Source organism: Streptomyces erythrochromogenes (genome assembly GCF_036170895.1).
GTDB classification, from domain to species: Bacteria; Actinomycetota; Actinomycetes; order Streptomycetales; family Streptomycetaceae; genus Streptomyces; species Streptomyces erythrochromogenes.
This window is the reverse complement of sequence record NZ_CP108036.1, coordinates 3,482,817-3,499,114: the sequence shown is the minus strand read 5'-3', so window position 1 is coordinate 3,499,114 and position 16,298 is coordinate 3,482,817. Positions and strand designations below refer to the sequence as shown.

Annotated in this window: 17 protein-coding genes; 13 read left to right on the top strand and 4 right to left on the bottom strand. The window is 73.1% G+C overall.

Going from position 1 to position 16,298, the window contains the following annotated elements; all coding sequences use genetic code 11:
• The first annotated feature begins 130 nt into the window (after positions 1–130).
• The gene (glmM, locus tag OHA91_RS15635) at positions 131–1,489 is read left to right on the top strand and encodes a phosphoglucosamine mutase (RefSeq protein ID WP_031152756.1); all 1,359 of its coding nucleotides are present in this window, start codon (positions 131–133) and stop codon (positions 1,487–1,489) included.
• Positions 1,490–1,509: 20 nt separating this feature from the next.
• Here glmM and OHA91_RS15630 read toward each other — a convergent pair whose 3' ends face one another.
• Positions 1,510–2,484 carry a DUF389 domain-containing protein gene (locus OHA91_RS15630; RefSeq protein ID WP_328739502.1) on the bottom strand — a complete coding sequence of 325 codons (975 nt, stop codon included), beginning with the start codon at positions 2,482–2,484 and terminating at the stop codon, positions 1,510–1,512.
• Positions 2,485–2,500: 16 nt separating this feature from the next.
• The gene (coaA, locus tag OHA91_RS15625; protein WP_031152760.1) at positions 2,501–3,550 is read right to left on the bottom strand and encodes a type I pantothenate kinase; all 1,050 of its coding nucleotides are present in this window, start codon (positions 3,548–3,550) and stop codon (positions 2,501–2,503) included.
• 263 nt (positions 3,551–3,813) lie between these two features.
• Between coaA and OHA91_RS15620 the strand changes: the two genes are divergently transcribed.
• From OHA91_RS15620 to OHA91_RS15585, 8 genes are all read left to right on the top strand, one after another.
• Positions 3,814–4,593: a hypothetical protein gene (locus OHA91_RS15620; protein ID WP_031152762.1), complete on the top strand. Its 780-nt coding sequence runs from the start codon at positions 3,814–3,816 to the stop codon at positions 4,591–4,593.
• A 107-nt stretch (positions 4,594–4,700) separates the two neighbouring features.
• Positions 4,701–6,548: a glutamine--fructose-6-phosphate transaminase (isomerizing) gene (gene glmS, locus OHA91_RS15615; RefSeq protein ID WP_328739499.1), complete on the top strand. Its 1,848-nt coding sequence runs from the start codon at positions 4,701–4,703 to the stop codon at positions 6,546–6,548.
• 21 nt (positions 6,549–6,569) lie between these two features.
• Complete coding sequence (locus OHA91_RS15610; protein WP_031152766.1) at positions 6,570–6,938, top strand: holo-ACP synthase; 369 nt, start codon at positions 6,570–6,572, stop codon at positions 6,936–6,938.
• Between the two features lie 4 nt (positions 6,939–6,942).
• Entirely contained in the window at positions 6,943–8,343 is a 1,401-nt protein-coding gene (locus tag OHA91_RS15605; protein ID WP_328739497.1) for an NAD(P)H-hydrate dehydratase, read from the top strand.
• Positions 8,344–8,441: 98 nt separating this feature from the next.
• A complete protein-coding gene (gene alr / locus OHA91_RS15600) occupies positions 8,442–9,578 on the top strand; it encodes an alanine racemase (protein WP_328739494.1) in 1,137 nt (378 codons plus the stop codon).
• The gene (locus OHA91_RS15595; RefSeq protein ID WP_078959388.1) at positions 9,523–10,782 is read left to right on the top strand and encodes an alpha/beta fold hydrolase; all 1,260 of its coding nucleotides are present in this window, start codon (positions 9,523–9,525) and stop codon (positions 10,780–10,782) included. Before alr ends, OHA91_RS15595 begins: the two co-directional genes overlap by 56 nt.
• Positions 10,733–11,299, top strand: coding sequence for a tRNA (adenosine(37)-N6)-threonylcarbamoyltransferase complex ATPase subunit type 1 TsaE (gene tsaE, locus OHA91_RS15590; RefSeq protein WP_031152776.1), 567 nt, complete (start codon positions 10,733–10,735; stop codon positions 11,297–11,299). The genes OHA91_RS15595 and tsaE overlap by 50 nt, the downstream gene beginning before the upstream one ends.
• Before the next feature lie 116 nt (positions 11,300–11,415).
• Positions 11,416–11,604 (top strand): hypothetical protein, encoded by a 189-nt coding sequence (locus OHA91_RS15585; protein WP_328739491.1) that lies wholly within the window; start codon positions 11,416–11,418, stop codon positions 11,602–11,604.
• 86 nt (positions 11,605–11,690) lie between these two features.
• Here OHA91_RS15585 and OHA91_RS15580 read toward each other — a convergent pair whose 3' ends face one another.
• Positions 11,691–12,257: a hypothetical protein gene (locus OHA91_RS15580; protein ID WP_245240148.1), complete on the bottom strand. Its 567-nt coding sequence runs from the start codon at positions 12,255–12,257 to the stop codon at positions 11,691–11,693.
• 129 nt (positions 12,258–12,386) lie between these two features.
• On the opposite strand from OHA91_RS15580, the gene tsaB reads away from it, so the two are divergent.
• From tsaB to OHA91_RS15560, 4 genes are read left to right on the top strand one after another with little or no spacing between them, the layout of a single operon-like run.
• Positions 12,387–13,049 (top strand): tRNA (adenosine(37)-N6)-threonylcarbamoyltransferase complex dimerization subunit type 1 TsaB, encoded by a 663-nt coding sequence (gene tsaB, locus OHA91_RS15575; protein WP_328739488.1) that lies wholly within the window; start codon positions 12,387–12,389, stop codon positions 13,047–13,049.
• 26 nt (positions 13,050–13,075) lie between these two features.
• Positions 13,076–13,555 carry a ribosomal protein S18-alanine N-acetyltransferase gene (gene rimI / locus OHA91_RS15570; RefSeq protein ID WP_030825893.1) on the top strand — a complete coding sequence of 160 codons (480 nt, stop codon included), beginning with the start codon at positions 13,076–13,078 and terminating at the stop codon, positions 13,553–13,555.
• A complete protein-coding gene (gene tsaD / locus OHA91_RS15565) occupies positions 13,548–14,693 on the top strand; it encodes a tRNA (adenosine(37)-N6)-threonylcarbamoyltransferase complex transferase subunit TsaD (protein ID WP_328739486.1) in 1,146 nt (381 codons plus the stop codon). Before rimI ends, tsaD begins: the two co-directional genes overlap by 8 nt.
• A complete protein-coding gene (locus tag OHA91_RS15560; protein WP_031152786.1) occupies positions 14,690–14,962 on the top strand; it encodes a hypothetical protein in 273 nt (90 codons plus the stop codon). Before tsaD ends, OHA91_RS15560 begins: the two co-directional genes overlap by 4 nt.
• A gap of 31 nt (positions 14,963–14,993) precedes the next feature.
• Here OHA91_RS15560 and OHA91_RS15555 read toward each other — a convergent pair whose 3' ends face one another.
• Positions 14,994–16,184, bottom strand: coding sequence for a class I SAM-dependent methyltransferase (locus OHA91_RS15555; RefSeq protein ID WP_031152788.1), 1,191 nt, complete (start codon positions 16,182–16,184; stop codon positions 14,994–14,996).
• Between the last annotated feature and the right edge of the window lie 114 nt (positions 16,185–16,298).

Below are 16,298 nucleotides of genomic sequence, written 5' to 3'. Positions count from 1 at the left end.
GCCTGCTGTTCTGCAACGAAACCGCCCCGGCAGCACTCTCTGTGCTGCCGGGGCGGTTCGTTTACCGCCACAAGCGGCAAATACCTGACACAAACGGTCATACGCGAAGCGCAAACTCGGGAGGACAACAGTGGGACGACTCTTCGGGACGGACGGTGTACGCGGCGTTGCCAACGCGGATCTGACGGCGGAGCTCGCGCTCGGCCTCTCCGTGGCGGCTGCCCACGTACTTGCCGAGGCGGGCACCTTCGAAGGCCACCGGGCGACCGCGGTGGTCGGCCGGGACCCCCGGGCCTCCGGCGAATTCCTCGAGGCCGCGGTCGTGGCCGGCCTGGCGAGCGCGGGCGTGGACGTCCTGCGCGTCGGTGTGCTGCCCACCCCGGCGGTGGCGTATCTCACCGGTGCGCTGGGTGCCGACCTCGGCGTGATGCTCTCCGCCAGCCACAACGCCATGCCCGACAACGGCATCAAGTTCTTCGCCCGCGGCGGCCACAAGCTCGCCGACGAGCTGGAGGACCGCATCGAGTCCGTCTACGAGGAGCACCGCACCGGTGCCCCCTGGGACCGGCCCACCGGTTCCGGCGTCGGCCGCGTCTCGGACTACACCGAGGGCTTCGAGAAGTACGTCTCGCACCTCATCGGCGTCCTCCCGAACCGTCTCGACGGCCTGAAGATCGTCCTCGACGAGGCGCACGGCGCGGCCGCCTACGTGTCGCCCGAGGCGTTCGCCCGGGCCGGCGCGGAGATCGTCACGATCGGCGCCGAGCCGGACGGCCTGAACATCAACGACGGCTGCGGCTCCACCCACCTCGGCCTGCTGAAGGCGGCCGTGGTCGAGCACGGCGCCGACTTCGGCATCGCGCACGACGGCGACGCGGACCGCTGCCTGGCCGTGGACGGCAGTGGCGCAGAGATCGACGGCGACCAGATCCTCGCGGTGCTGGCGCTGGCCATGCGCGAGGCCGGCCAACTGCGCGAGAACACCGTGGTCGGCACCGTGATGTCCAACCTGGGCTTCAAGCTGGCCATGGAGGGCGAGGGCATCCAGGTCGTGCAGACCGGGGTCGGCGACCGGTACGTGCTGGAGTCGATGAAGGAGCACGGCTACGCGCTCGGCGGCGAGCAGTCCGGCCACGTGATCATCCTCGACCACGCGACCACCGGCGACGGCACGCTGACCGGCCTGCTGCTCGCGGCGCGCGTCGCGGCCACCGGCAAGTCCCTCGCCGAGCTGGCGGGCGTCATGCAGCGGCTGCCGCAGGTCCTGATCAACGTCCCCGACGTGGACAAGTCCCGGGTCTCCACCTCCGCCGAGCTGGCGCTCGCGGTGACCGATGCCGAGCGCGAGCTGGGCACCACCGGACGGGTGCTGCTGCGTTCGTCCGGTACGGAGCCGCTCGTACGGGTGATGGTCGAGGCCGCCGACATCGAGCAGGCCCGCGCCGTCGCCGGCCGGCTCGCGGACGCCGTGAAGTCGGCGCTCGGCTAGGCACCCGGCCGGCGGGCCATCTAGAGGGCGCCTCCACCAGGTCTGCGTGGCGCACCCGGCTTCCGGATCATCCGGTTCTGCTGGGTGCGCCACAGCAGTTTCCAGGCGATGAGCGTGAGCGTTCCCGAGAGGATGATCCCGCCGAGGTTGAGCGCCAGCTGGATGCCGGAGCCCCACATCTGGCCGAGGTCGCCGTAGCTGAGGGCCACGGCGGCGTTGGCGGCCGCCGGGACGGTGGTCACGGAGATCGCCACGCCGACCAGGGCGCCGGCCTTCGCGGACGTCAGCGAGAGCATGCCGGCCACGCCCGCGAGCAGCGCCACGACGAACGAGAACGGGTCGGGCTGCCAGATGAAGCTGGTGTTCGGCCGTTCGTTCTCCAGCAGGTGCTCGTGGAAGAGGCCGAGGAAGTCCATGACCAGGCTGAAGACCGTCGTCGCGACGATCGCCGCCGTGAAACCGACCGCCAGCGCGACGAACGAGCGCCAGGCCAGTCGGGGCCTGCGCCGCACCAGCCCGGTGCAGATGCCGGCGAGCGGGCCGAACTCGGGGCCGACCGCCATCGCGCCCACGATCAGCACGGCGTTGTCGAGCACCACACCGCACGCCGCGATCATCGTCGCCAGGATCATGAAGGCGGCGTAGGTGATGGTGAGGGTGGACTCCTCGTGCGTCGACTCGGCGAGCTGCTCCCAGACCACCGCGTCGGCCGCCTCGCCCGGAGCCTCCTCCTCCGCCGCGTCGGCGCGCCGGGAGATCGACAGGTCGATGTTCTCGACGGCGATCGAACCGGTCTTGTCGATGCCGAGGGAGCGCATCTCCTGGAGCAGCTCGTCGGCCGCCTCGCGGGCGACGTCGCAGAGGACGAGGTCGCCCGCCGGGTCGCGGGCGGCGCCGGCCAGGACGACCAGGTGGGTGGTGCCGACCGTCCGGTCGATCAGCTCCACCACCTGATCGGTGAGGTGGTGCGGGGTGATCATCCGCAGATGCAGCATGCCGGCACCCTAACCACTACAGCTTGCGGAGGCTCAGCTTCTGGACCTTGTGGTCCGGTCCCTTGCGGACGACGAGGGTGGCGCGGCCGCGGGTGGGGGCCACGTTCTCCAGCAGGTTGGGCCGGTTGATCGTCCGCCACATCGTCTGCGCGTACTCCATGGCCTCCTCCTCGGAGACCTGGGTGTACTTGCGGAAGTACGAGAACGGGTTCTGGAAGGCGGTCTCGCGCAGCTTCCGGAAGCGGTTGAGGTACCAGCGCTCGATGTCCTCCGGGCGGGCGTCCACGTACACGCTGAAGTCGAAGTAGTCGGCGAGGGCGACGCGGGTCCTGCCGTCGGTGCCGGGGAGCGCCGGCTGGAGCACGTTGAGGCCCTCGACGATGAGGATGTCCGGGCGGCGTACGACGAGCTCCTCGCCCGGCACGATGTCGTAGATCAGGTGCGAGTAGACCGGGGCCCGCACCTCGTCCTTGCCGGCCTTGATGTCGGCGACGAAGCGGGTGAGCGCGCGGCGGTCGTAGGACTCGGGGAAGCCCTTGCGGGAGGTGAGCCCGCGCCGCTGGAGCTCCTTCATCGGGTACAGGAACCCGTCGGTGGTGACCAGCTCCACGCGGGGGTGCTCGGGCCAGCGGGCGAGCAGTGCCTGGAGCAGGCGGGCCACGGTGGACTTGCCGACGGCGACCGAGCCGGCGACCCCTATGACGAAGGGGGTGCCCGCCTGTGAACCGTGGCCGTTGCCGGCGTCGCCGAGAAAGGTGTTGAGGGTGCCGCGGAGGTTGCTGGTGGCGCCGACGTAGAGGTTCAGCAGGCGCGACAGCGGCAGGTACACGTCGCGGACCTCGTCGAGGTCGATGACGTCGCCGAGGCCGCGCAGGCGTTCCACCTCGTCGGCGGTCAGCGGCAGCGGCGTCCGCTCGCGCAGGGCGCTCCACTCGGCCCGGGTGAGGTCGAGGTAGGGCGAGGCCTCGGGGCCGCGGCGGTGCGCGGTCCGCGGGGGCTGCGCGTCCCGGCCGGTGTGCTCCGTTGCACCCTCGGGCGTGTTGCTTCGTGGCGGCGAAGTGATCACACCGCCATTGTCGTGGCTGGGGGGCGGTTGTGGGTGGTGGGGTCGGTCACGTGACCAACGGGATATTCGGCCGCGGGGTCTCGATTCGGGGGGCCGCACGGTCTCGCCCCGGTCACGATCGGCCTCGAACGGTGTGTTCGGGCGAGTCGCTGTCGGTGGGGGCACGTACCTTTGATCATCGTGGCTCCGGCGAGCCCCTGGGGAGGGGGCGCCGTGCGAGCCGTACCTACCGTCACCGCATCACCCTGTGGGGGAGATCTTCCGTGCGCAGCACCCTGGTCCGCCGTTCCGTCATCACCGCCTCCGCCGTCTCGCTGGCCCTCATGGTCACGGCCTGCGGCTCCGACAAGGCCGACACCAAGGCCGACGCCAAGCCGTCCGAGGCCGCGGCGACGTCGGCCGCCCCCGCCGGCGCGAAGGGCAAGACCGCCGCCGAGCTGACCCCGCTGCTGGTCACGCAGGCCGACCTGCCGGACTACAAGGTGGAGGCGGACGCCGCCGCTGCCGCGGCCGCGAAGGGCAAGCCCGCCCAGGGGGACAAGCCCGAGTGCCAGCCGCTGATCCAGCTCCAGTCGTACGCGGCGCTGGGCAAGCCCGTCGGCACCGCGGGCATCGCCGCCACCTCCAAGCCGAAGGCGCCCGCCGAGGGCGCCACCATGGACGAGAAGCTGGACGCCGCCATGAGCGGCCTCGCGGTGACGCGGACCTCGGTCGGCCTGAACTCCTACGACGGCAAGGGCGCCGAGGAGGCCTTCACCGCGCTGAAGACCGCCGCCACCGCCTGCGCCGGCGGCTACACCATCACGGCCGAGGGCGAGCAGACGAAGATCGAGAAGGTCACCGTCGGCTCCCCGATCGGCGGCGGCGACGAGGCCATCTCCTTCGCCACGGTCATGGACCTCAAGGACGGCGACAAGGCCACCTGGCAGTACGCCGTCGTGCGCAAGGGCGCCACGCTCGCCACCTTCAGCAGCATGAACCTGACCGGGGACGCCGAGCAGCCCAAGCCGGTCATCGAGGCGCAGGCCAAGAAGCTCGGCTGACCCCGCCCGGCCGCACGTCGACCCCGTTCCGGCGCCACTGCCGGGGCGGGGTTTTCGGCGTGTTCAGGTACGGGGCAGACGGCCAACTACGGCGTACGCTGCGCCCTATGTGCGGAATTGTGGGTTACGTGGGAGCGCAGTCTGCGCTCGATGTGGTCATCGCCGGACTCAAGCGACTGGAGTACCGCGGCTACGACTCGGCAGGGGTCGCCGTACTCGCAGACGGCAGCCTGGCCGCCGCCAAGAAGGCCGGCAAGCTCGTCAATCTGGAGAAGGAACTGGTCGCGCACCCGCTGCCGGCCGGTTCCACGGGACTCGGGCACACCCGGTGGGCGACCCACGGCGGGCCCACCGACGTCAACGCCCACCCGCACCTCGACAATTCGGGGCGCGTGGCCGTCGTCCACAACGGCATCATCGAGAACTTCGCCGCGCTCCGGGCCGAGCTCGCCGAGCGTGGACACCGGCTGGAGTCCGAGACCGACACCGAGGTCGTCGCGCACCTGCTGGCCGAGCAGTTCTCGGCCACCGGCGACCTCGCGGAGGCCATGCGGCAGGTGTGCCGGCGCCTCGAAGGCGCGTTCACCCTGGTGGCCGTGCACGCCGACGAACCGGACGTGGTGGTCGGCGCGCGCCGGAACTCCCCCCTGGTGGTGGGCGTCGGCGAGGGGGAGAACTTCCTCGCCTCGGACGTCGCCGCGTTCATCGCCCACACGCGGTCCGCGATCGAGCTGGGGCAGGACCAGGTCGTCGAGCTCCGCCGGGAAGGGGTCACGGTCACCAACTTCGACGGTTCGGTCGCCTCCGTGCGGGCGTACCACGTGGACTGGGACGCCTCGGCGGCAGAGAAGGGGGGATACGACTACTTCATGCTCAAGGAGATCGCCGAGCAGCCGAAGGCCGTCGCCGACACCCTCCTGGGCAGGATCGACGGGAGCGGCTCGCTGAGCCTGGACGAGGTGCGCATCCCCGTCTCCGTGCTCAGGGAGGTGGACAAGGTCGTGATCGTGGCCTGCGGTACGGCCTACCACGCGGGCATGATCGCGAAGCTGGCCATCGAGCACTGGACCCGCATCCCGTGCGAGACGGAGCTGGCGAGCGAGTTCCGCTACCGCGACCCGATCCTGGACCAGCGGACGCTCGTCGTCGCGATCTCCCAGTCCGGCGAGACCATGGACACCCTGATGGCGCTGCGCCACGCGCGCGAGCAGGGCGCCAAGGTGCTGGCCATCTGCAACACGAACGGGTCGACGATCCCGCGCGAATCGGACGCCGTGCTCTACACGCACGCCGGTCCCGAGGTCGCCGTCGCCTCGACCAAGGCCTTCCTGACCCAGCTCGTGGCCTGCTACCTGGTCGCGCTGTACCTCGGGCAGGTCCGCGGCACCAAGTGGGGCGACGAGATCGAGGCGGTGATCCGCGAACTGTCGGACATCGCCGCCGCCGTGGACACCGTCCTGGAGACCATGGAGCCGGTACGGGAGCTCGCGCGGTCCCTCGCCGACAAGGACACCGTGCTCTTCCTCGGCCGGCACGTGGGCTACCCGGTGGCGCTGGAGGGCGCGCTCAAGCTCAAGGAGCTGGCGTACATGCACGCCGAGGGCTTCGCGGCGGGCGAGCTCAAGCACGGGCCGATCGCGCTCATCGAGAAGGACCTGCCGGTGGTCGTGGTCGTCCCCTCGCCGCGCGGCCGCTCGGTGCTCCACGACAAGATCGTGTCGAACATCCAGGAGATCCGGGCGCGCGGGGCGCGGACCATCGTGATCGCGGAGGAGGGCGACGAGGCGGTCGTCCCGTACGCGGACCACCTGATCCGCATCCCGGCGACGCCGACGCTGCTCCAGCCGCTGGTGGCGACGGTCCCGCTGCAGGTGTTCGCCTGCGAACTGGCCACGGCCCGCGGCAACGAGGTGGACCAGCCGCGTAACCTCGCAAAGTCCGTGACCGTGGAGTAGTCGGGTAGTGGGGTAGGCCTCGTGATTGTCGGCGTCGGGATCGATGTGGCGGAGATCGAGCGGTTCGGGGCTGCGCTGGAGCGCACGCCGGGCCTGGCCGGGCGGCTGTTCGTCGAAGCCGAGCTGACGCTGCCGAGCGGCGAGCGGCGCGGCACCGCCTCGCTCGCCGCGCGGTTCGCCGCCAAGGAGGCGCTGGCCAAGGCGCTCGGCGCGCCCGCCGGCCTGCTGTGGACCGACGCCGAGGTCTACGTGGAGGACAGCGGGCAGCCCCGGCTGCGGGTGTCGGGGACGGTACAGGCGCGGGCACTGGCGCTGGGCGTGAGGTCCTGGCACATCTCGCTCAGCCACGACGCCGGTGTGGCCTCCGCGGTGGTGATCGCGGAGGGTTGACCCCATGCGTACTGCTTACAGCGTGGAGACCGTACGGGCCGCCGAACGGGAGCTGATGGCCCGGCTGCCGGAGGGCGCCCTGATGCTGCGGGCGGCGGCCGGGCTGGCCGCCGTGTGCGCGGGCCTGCTGACGCGGCGGCGCGGCCGGGTCTACGGGGCGCGCGTCGTGCTCCTCGTCGGCCCCGGCGACAACGGCGGCGACGCCCTGTACGCCGGCGCACGGCTGGCGCGCCGCGGGGCCGGGGTGACGGCCGTGCCGATGGACCCCGAACGGATGCACACGGGCGGGCTGGCCGCGCTGCGGGCCGCCGGCGGTCGGGTGGAGCAGGCCGTACCGCAGCGGGCGGACCTGGTGGTGGACGGGCTGCTCGGGATCGGCGGGCGGGGCGGGCTGCGGCCCGCCGGCGCCGCACTGGCGGAGCGGATCCCGCCGGGGGTCCCCGTGGTCGCCGTGGACCTGCCCAGCGGGGTGGACGCCGACACCGGGGAGGTGGCGGGACCGGCCGTCACGGCCGACGTGACGGTGACCTTCGGGGCGTACAAACCGGGTCTGCTGATCGACCCCGGAGCCACCCGCGCGGGCGCGGTGCACCTCGTGGACATCGGTCTGGAGCTGCCGGAGCCCGAGGTGGAGGCCCTCCAGCACGCGGACGTCGCCGGGCTGCTGCCGCAGCCGACGGCGTCGAGCGACAAGTACCGGCGCGGCGTCGTCGGGATCGTCGCCGGATCGGCGCAGTACCCCGGAGCGGCGGTGCTGGCCGTCGCGGGAGCCCTCCGCGGCGGCGCGGGGGCGGTGCGCTACGTCGGCCCGGCGGCGGACTCCGTCCTGGCGCGCTACCCCGAGACGCTGATCGGGCCCGGACGGGTACAGGCGTGGGTGATCGGCCCGGGCCTGGGGGAGGGGCGCGTCGGCGAGGTCGCGGACCTGCTCGCGGGGGACACGGCGGTACTGGTCGACGCGGACGGGCTGCGCGGTCTGGACCCGGCGGTGCTGCGCGCGCGGACGGCACCGACCCTGCTGACCCCGCACGCGGGGGAGGCGGCGGCGCTGCTCGGGGTGTCGCGGGAGTCGGTGGAGGCGGGCCGGCTGGCGGCCGTACGGCGGCTGGCGGAGCGGTACGGGGCGACGGTCCTGCTGAAGGGTTCGACGACGCTGGTCGCCTCCGCCGGCGGCCGGCCGGTCCGGGTGAACCCGACGGGAACGCCGTGGCTGGCGACCGCGGGCAGCGGGGACGTGCTGTCCGGACTGGCCGGGTCCCTCCTGGCGGGCGGACTGTCCGGCGCGGACGCCGGCGCGGTGGGCGCGTACCTCCACGGCCTGGCGGCCCGCCGCACCGGCGGCCCCCTGCTGGCCCACCAGGTGGCCGAAGCCCTCCCCTCCGCCTGGCGCGACACCCGCTCCTGACCTGCGGGGCCCCGCTCCGCACCCCGCGGGGGAGGAATTGTCCGCCTCTTCGGCCGCCCGCACCAGTGCAGGGCGGGGATTCTGAGAGACTGGGGGCGATGAACGAGACACCGACGCGCGTGTACGCCGAGATCGATCTTGACGCCGTGCGGGAGAACGTGCGCGCACTGCGCGAGCGGGCGCCCCGGGCCGAGTTGATGGCCGTCGTCAAGGCGAACGCCTACGGGCACGGGGCAGTGGAGTGCGCCAGGGCCGCCCAGGAGGCCGGTGCCGCCTGGCTGGGGACCGCCACCCCCGACGAGGCCCTCGCGCTGCGCGCCGCCGGGATCGAAGGCCGGATCATGTGCTGGCTGTGGACCCCCGGCGGGCCCTGGCGGCAGGCCGTCGAGGCCGACCTGGACGTCTCCGTCAGCGGAATGTGGGCCCTCGACGAGGTGCGCGAGGCCGCCCGCGCGGCCGGCCGCACCGCCCGCATCCAGCTCAAGGCCGACACCGGCCTCGGCCGCAACGGCTGCCAGCCCGCCGACTGGGAGGCCCTGGTCGGGGCGGCCGTCGCCGCCCAGGCCGAGGGCACCGTCAAGGTCACCGGCCTCTGGTCGCACTTCGCCTGCGCCGACGAGCCCGGCCACCCCTCGATCAAGCTCCAGCTCGACGCCTTCCGCGAGATGCTCGCGTACGCCGAGAAGGAGGGCGTCGAGCCCGAGGTCCGGCACATCGCCAACTCGCCCGCCACCCTCACCCTGCCCGAGTCCCACTACGACCTGGTGCGCTGCGGACTGGCCGTCTACGGGGTCTCGCCGGCGCCCGAGCTCGGCACCCCGGCGCAGCTGGGCCTGCGGCCCGCGATGACCCTCAAGGCCTCCCTCGCGCTGGTCAAGACGGTCCCCGCCGGGCACGGGGTGAGCTACGGCCACCACTACGTCACCAGCGGCGAGACGAGCCTCGCGCTGGTCCCGGCCGGCTACGCCGACGGCATCCCGCGCCACGCCTCGGGGGCCGGCCCGGTGCTCGTCGGCGGCAAGGTCCGCCGCGTCGCCGGACGCATCGCCATGGACCAGTTCGTGGTCGACTTGGGAGAGGACCAGGCCCGCGCCGGCGACGAGGTCGTCATCTTCGGCGACGCGGAACGCGGTGAACCCTCCGCCGAGGACTGGGCGCAAGCGGCACACACGATCGCGTATGAGATCGTCACCCGTATCGGTGGACGCGTGCCCCGGGTGTACCTGGGCGGCTGAGCGGAGTGAGGGCGGCGGCGTGAGCGAGAACTGGCGCAGGGCCGGCTGGGCCGGCGCCGCCATCGGCGTGATAGCCGCGGGTGCGGCGGCCGGTGTCGCGGTCGAGCGGATCACCGTCGGACGCGGCATGCGCAGGAAGGCCCGCCTGGCCCTCGACGCCGCAGGGGACTACGGCTCCCTGCGCGGCACCGAGGGCACCTGCCGGGCCGAGGACGCCACCGAGCTCTACTACGAGGTCGACGAACTCCCCGAGGAGGGCAAGCGGCGCCGGCTGCGGCGCAAGGCCGACCCCCCGGCCACCGTCGTCTTCTGCCACGGCTACTGCCTCGCCCAGGACTCCTGGCACTTCCAGCGGGCGGCCCTGCGCGGAGTGGTCCGCGCCGTCTACTGGGACCAGCGCAGCCACGGGCGCAGCGCGCGCGGCCTGGCCCAGGCGGACGGCGAACCGCTCACCATGGAGCAGCTCGGCCGGGACCTGAAGGCCGTCATCGACGCCACCGCCCCCGAGGGCCCGCTGATCCTGGTGGGTCACTCGATGGGCGGAATGACCATCATGGGATTCGCCGAGCAGTACCCGGACCTCGTGCGCGACCGCGTCGTCGGCGTGGCGCTGGTCGGAACCTCCAGCGGCCGCCTCGGCGAGGTGACGTACGGGCTGCCCGCCGCCGGCATGGGCGCCGTGCGCAGGATCCTGCCGGGCGTACTGAAGGCGCTCGGATCGCAGGTGGAACTGGTCGAGAAGGGCCGGCGGGCCACCGCGGACCTCTTCGCCGGCATGATCAAGATGTATTCGTTCGGCTCCAGGGACGTGGACCCGGGCGTCGCGCGCTTCGCGGAGCGGCTCATCGAGGCCACCCCGATCGACGTCGTCGCGGAGTTCTACCCGGCCTTCCAGACCCACGACAAGACCGCCGCGCTCCAGCAGTTCGCCGGCATCCCGGTCACCGTCGTCGCGGGGGACAAGGACATGATCACCCCGCCGGGGCACAGCGTGGCCATCAAGGACGTGCTGCCCACCGCCGAGCTCGTCGTCCTGGAGTCCACCGGGCACCTGATGATGCTGGAGCGCCCCGAGACCGTGACGCGGCTGCTGACCGAGCTGCTGGCCCGCACCGGGGCGGTGCCGGTCCCGGTAGCGACTAACGTTGGCGCGCATGGAAGAAGTACCGCTGGAAGCACAGCGCAGCCAGGCACCCGAAGCTGAGTCCGGGCGCGGCGCGCAGACCCGGATCACCGTCGACTCCCCCCGTGCGATGCAGGAGTTGGGCCGCCGGATCGCCGGCCTGCTGCGCCCCGGTGACCTCGTCCTGCTGACCGGTGAGCTGGGCGCGGGCAAGACCACGCTGACCCGGGGCCTCGGCGAGGGGCTGGGCGTGCGCGGGGCCGTGACCTCGCCGACCTTCGTGATCGCCCGGGTTCACCCCTCGCTGACCGGCGGGCCGGCGCTGGTGCACGTGGACGCGTACCGCCTGGGCGGCGGGCTGGACGAGATGGAGGACCTGGACCTCGACGTCTCGCTGCCCGAGTCCGTCGTCGTCGTCGAGTGGGGCGACGGCAAGGTCGAGGAGCTCTCCGACGACAGGCTGCACGTGGTGATCGCGCGGGCCGTCGGCCACGAGGAGGTCCTGGACGACGTGCGGGAGGTCGCGGTGCGCGGGGTCGGAGCGCGCTGGGGCGCCGGAGCGGGGCTGGAGGCCCTGGCCGGAGCGTTCTCGGAGTAAACGTGCCGACAACTCGTCGGCAAGATATTGCGTTGGCGGCAGCCCTCGTGATGACATGGTACCGAGAGTTTCTTAGGCATGCCTAAGTACGGCGTCCCGGGGTCCAGGAGGCAGCCATGTCGGCACCAGCAGGAGCACAGCGCCACCCCCGCCCGTCCGCCGTCTCCATGCACGCGCTGCTGGCCGCCGGCGTGGCCGCCACCGCCGTCTCGACGCCGCCCTCGCGCGAAGAACGCGCACCGCGCGAGGCCGAGCCGGAGGCCGGCGTACGCGAACAGGCCGCTCCGGAGTCCGAAGCGGCCTGAAAGGGCCCCGAGCTGGGCCCGAAGGGCTCGTCCCGAGCGCCCCGGCCTCGGCCGGTCGCCCGTACGGGTGAAGGAAGCGCGTCCCGTCAGGGAACGACGACGACCTTGGAGTTGATCGTCGCGAAGGCCCACATCGCGTCGCCGTCGGCCCGCGACATGCGGATGCCGCCGGTCTTCTTGTTCGGGTCGGGCTCCGGGGTCGAGCCGTCCACGCGGGCACTGAAACCGATCGCCACACCCTCCTGGGTGGCGAACCGGACCACGTGCTCGATCGGCACCCCGTCCGAGCCCGTGACCGAGCCCGAACGCGAACCGACGAGGTAGGTGCCCGGCTTCGGGTGCACCGTGCTCGGCATCACCGTGAACGACTTGAGCTGCTGCTGCTGCGCGGCGTCCCCCACCAGCCACACCCGCTTCTGCCCCACCGAGTACACGACGCGCACACCCGTGCCGGAACCCTCGGGCACGGCCACCGGCTTCGCCGGGTCCTGCTTGCCCGCGGCCGCCGGGCTCGCCGCCGGGGCCGGCTCCTGCGCGGCCGCCTGCGGGGGATGCGCCGGCGCCGTCGCGGAAGCCTGGTAGCCGAGGAAGCCGACGGCTGCGATCGCCGCGGCGGTGAGCCCGGCCACGATTCCCGAGCTGCTGCGTGCCACCTTGCTCCACCTCTCCGCGCTGACGCGATCCGTGTGATCCCTCTGTGATCCCTCGGTCGAAAGGTAGCAGCCGCCCCGCTCCACGACCGGGCGCAAGGGGTGCGGCCGCCGGAGTCGTAGGCTGTTCGCGTGCTCTTGCTCGCTGTAGATACCGCCACGCCCGCCGTCACCGTCGCCCTGCACGACGGCGAGTCCGTCCTCGCCGAGTCCGACCAGGTCGACGCCCGCCGCCACGGGGAGCTGCTGATCCCCTCCGTGGACCGCGTCCTCGCCGAGGCCGGCCTGAAGCTCGACGCGATCACCGGCATCGTGGTCGGCGTCGGACCCGGCCCCTACACCGGGCTGCGCGTCGGCCTCGTCACCGCCTCCACCTTCGCCGCCGTACTGGGCGTGCCCGTCCACGGCCTGTGCACGCTGGACGGACTCGCCTACGCCGCGGGCACCGCCGGAATCGAGGGCCCCTTCACCGTCGCCACCGACGCGCGGCGCAAGGAGGTCTACTGGGCACGCTACGAGGACCCGCGCACCCGCGTCGGCGAGCCCGCGGTGGACCGCCCGGCGGACATCGCCGAGGAGGTCGCGGGCCTGCCCGCGGTGGGCCAGGGCGCACTCCTGTACCCCGAGGTGTTCCCGGACGCACGGGGCCCCGAGCACCAGTCGGCCGCCGCGCTGGCCTCCCTGGCGGCGGAACGGCTGGCCGCGGGCGCGGAGTTCCTCCCTCCGACCCCGCTCTACCTGCGCCGCCCCGACGCGCAGGTGCCCAAGAACTACAAGGTGGTCACCCCGCAGTGACCACGGCCGAGACGGTTCTGCGCGAGATGCGCTGGTGGGACATCGCACCGGTGCTGGAACTGGAGCACGACCTCTTCCCGGAGGACGCCTGGTCCGCCGGGATGTTCTGGTCCGAACTGGCCCACGCGCGCGGCCCGCAGGCCACCCGCCGCTACGTCGTCGCCGAGACGCCCGACGGCCGCCTCGTCGGCTACGCCGGACTGGCCGCCGCCGGCGACCTGGCCGACGTACAGACCATCGCGGCCGCCCGCGACCAGTGGGGGACCGGGCTCGGCGCCCGGCTCCTGACCGACCTGCTGCGCGCCGCCACCGCGTTCGAATGCGCCGAGGTGCTGCTGGAGGTGCGCGTGGACAACACGCGCGCCCAGAAGCTCTACGAGCGCTTCGGTTTCGAGCCCATCGGCTTCCGGCGCGGCTACTACCAGCCGGGCAACGTCGACGCGCTCGTCATGCGACTGACCGACCCCGCACAAGCACGAACTGAGAGCAGTGAGAGCAATGGCTGACGAACCGCTCGTCCTCGGCATCGAGACGTCCTGCGACGAGACCGGCGTCGGCGTCGTCCGCGGAACCACCCTCCTCGCGGACGCGATCGCGTCGAGCGTCGACGAGCACGCCCGCTTCGGCGGCGTCGTGCCCGAGGTGGCCTCGCGGGCCCACCTGGAGGCGATGGTCCCCACCATCGAACGCGCCCTGAAGGAGGCCGGCGTCAGCGCCCGCGACCTCGACGGCATCGCGGTCACGGCCGGCCCCGGCCTCGCCGGGGCGCTGCTGGTGGGCACCTCGGCCGCCAAGGCCTACGCGTACGCCCTCGGCAAGCCCCTGTACGGCGTCAACCACCTGGCCTCGCACATCTGCGTCGACCAGCTGGAGCACGGCCCGCTGCCCGAGCCGACCATGGCGCTCCTGGTGTCCGGCGGGCACTCCTCGCTGCTGCTGGCCCCCGACATCACCTCCGACGTACGGCCGCTCGGCGCGACCATCGACGACGCCGCGGGCGAGGCCTTCGACAAGATCGCGCGCGTGCTCCAGCTGGGCTTCCCCGGCGGCCCGGTCATCGACCGGCTCGCCAAGGAGGGCGACCCGAAGGCGATCAACTTCCCGCGCGGCCTGACGGGCTCGCGCGACCCCGCGTACGACTTCTCCTTCTCCGGCCTGAAGACCGCCGTCGCCCGCTGGATCGAGGCGAAGCGCAACGCGGGCGAGGAGGTGCCGGTGCGCGATGTCGCGGCGTCCTTCCAGGAGGCCGTCGTGGACGTCCTGACCCGCAAGGCGATCCGGGCGTGCAAGGACGAGGGCGTCGACCACCTGATGATCGGCGGCGGTGTGGCGGCCAACTCGCGGCTGCGCTCGCTCGCCCAGGAGCGCTGCGACGCCGCGGGCATCACCCTGCGCGTGCCGCGGCCGAAGCTGTGCACGGACAACGGGGCGATGGTGGCCGCGCTCGGCGCCGAGATGGTCAAGCGGAACCGGCCGGCCTCGGACTGGGACCTGTCGGCGGACTCCTCGCTGCCGGTGACGGACCCGCACGTGCCGGGGACGTCCCACGCGCACGGCCACTCGCACGGAAACGGCCACTCGCACGGTCACGGTCACGACCACGACCACGTGCACGAGCTGAGCAAGGACAACCTCTACTCGTGAGCACCGTCGCGCTGATGTGGGAGGCCCGGGCCGCCGACGGCCGGGGCAACGAACTGCTGGAGTGGGCCCGCGCCCAGGTCCTCGCCCGGGACCCGGTACGCCGCGAGGTGTTCCGGGCCCCGCAGGACCGGGTCCTCGTCATCACCTGGTGGGAGGCGGCCGAGGGGGTCGCGGCGGACCTGCCCGAGCTGCCCGAGCCGGCGGCCGACCTGATCACGCGGGCGGTGCACCGCTGGCGGTTCGAGTCGGTGGAGGTCGAGGGAGCCTGACCCCGGGCCGGGGCACCCCGGCCCGGGGTGGCTACGCCTCGGGCGGGACGGCCGGCGCCGGGGCGCCGATCAGCATGGAGGGGGCGCCCGCCACCCGGGTCAGGAAGACGGTCGCCGAGTTCCGGCCCTGCGGCTTGACCTTCTTGCGCAGTTCCTCGGGCTCGACGGCCGAACCGCGCTTCTTCACGGTCAGGATCCCGACCTCGCGCTCGCGCAGCAGGGCCTTCAGCTTCTTCAGGCCGAAGGGCAGCACGTCGGTGATCTCGTACGCGGTCGCGTACGGCGTCGCCCGCAGCTCGTCCGCGGTGATGTAGGCGATGGTCGGGTCGATCAGCCGGCCGTCCAGCTGCGCGGCGACCTCGGCGACCAGATGGGCGCGGATCACGGCGCCGTCGGGCTCGTAGAGCCAGCGGCCCACCGGCCCGGCCTCCGGGTCGGGCAGCGGATCGGCGGTGCGCAGCTCGCGCGGCCCGGGGAGCAGGGTGGCGCGCACGGTCCCGGGGTCGGTGCCGAACCAGAGCACGGCCTCCTTGACGTCCCCCTGGTCGGAGATCCACTCGGCCTCGGCCTCCGCGGGGACCGCCTCGTGCGGGATCCCGGGGGCGATCTTGATGGCCGCGTACTTCGCCGCACGGGCCGTTTCCACGGCCCACGACAGCGGCGGCGAGTAGGACTCCGGGTCGAAGATCCGCCCGCGGCCCCCGCGCCGGGCCGGGTCGATGAAGACCGCGTCGTAGCCCGAGGTGTCCACCTCCGTCACGTCGGCCTCCCGGACCTCGATCAGGTCCGCCAGCCCCAGCGCCTCGGCGTTGGCGCGCGCGACGGCGACCGTCAGCGGGTCGTGGTCCACCGCGAGCACCCGGATGCCGAGCCGGGCCAGGGCGAGCGCGTCCCCGCCGATGCCGCAGCACAGGTCGGCCAGGCTGCGCACGCCGAGGGCCGCGAGCCGTTCCGCCCGGTACGAGGCCACGGACGCGCGGGTGGCCATCTCGCCGCCGCCGGGGGTGAAGTACATCCGGAAGGCGTCCTCGGACCCGAACTTCGCCACCGCGCGCTGCCGCAGCCGGGCCTGCCCGAGGGCCGCGGAGACCAGCCCGGCGGGGTGCTCGCGGCGCAGCCGGGTGGCGACGGCCAGCTCCTGGGCGGGGTCGTGGTCGCGGAGCGAGTCGAGGAGGGCACGGCCCTCGGGGGTGAGGAGGGCGGCGAAGTCTTCGGGGGTCACGGGTCCATTGTCGGCGACGGGGCGTGTGGGCCGGTCGGAGGAACGTCGCAGGCCGGTGCGCGGTGTCGGCCCGGAAGCCCGCGTGTCGGATGCCAGGATGCGCTGCTATGCAGC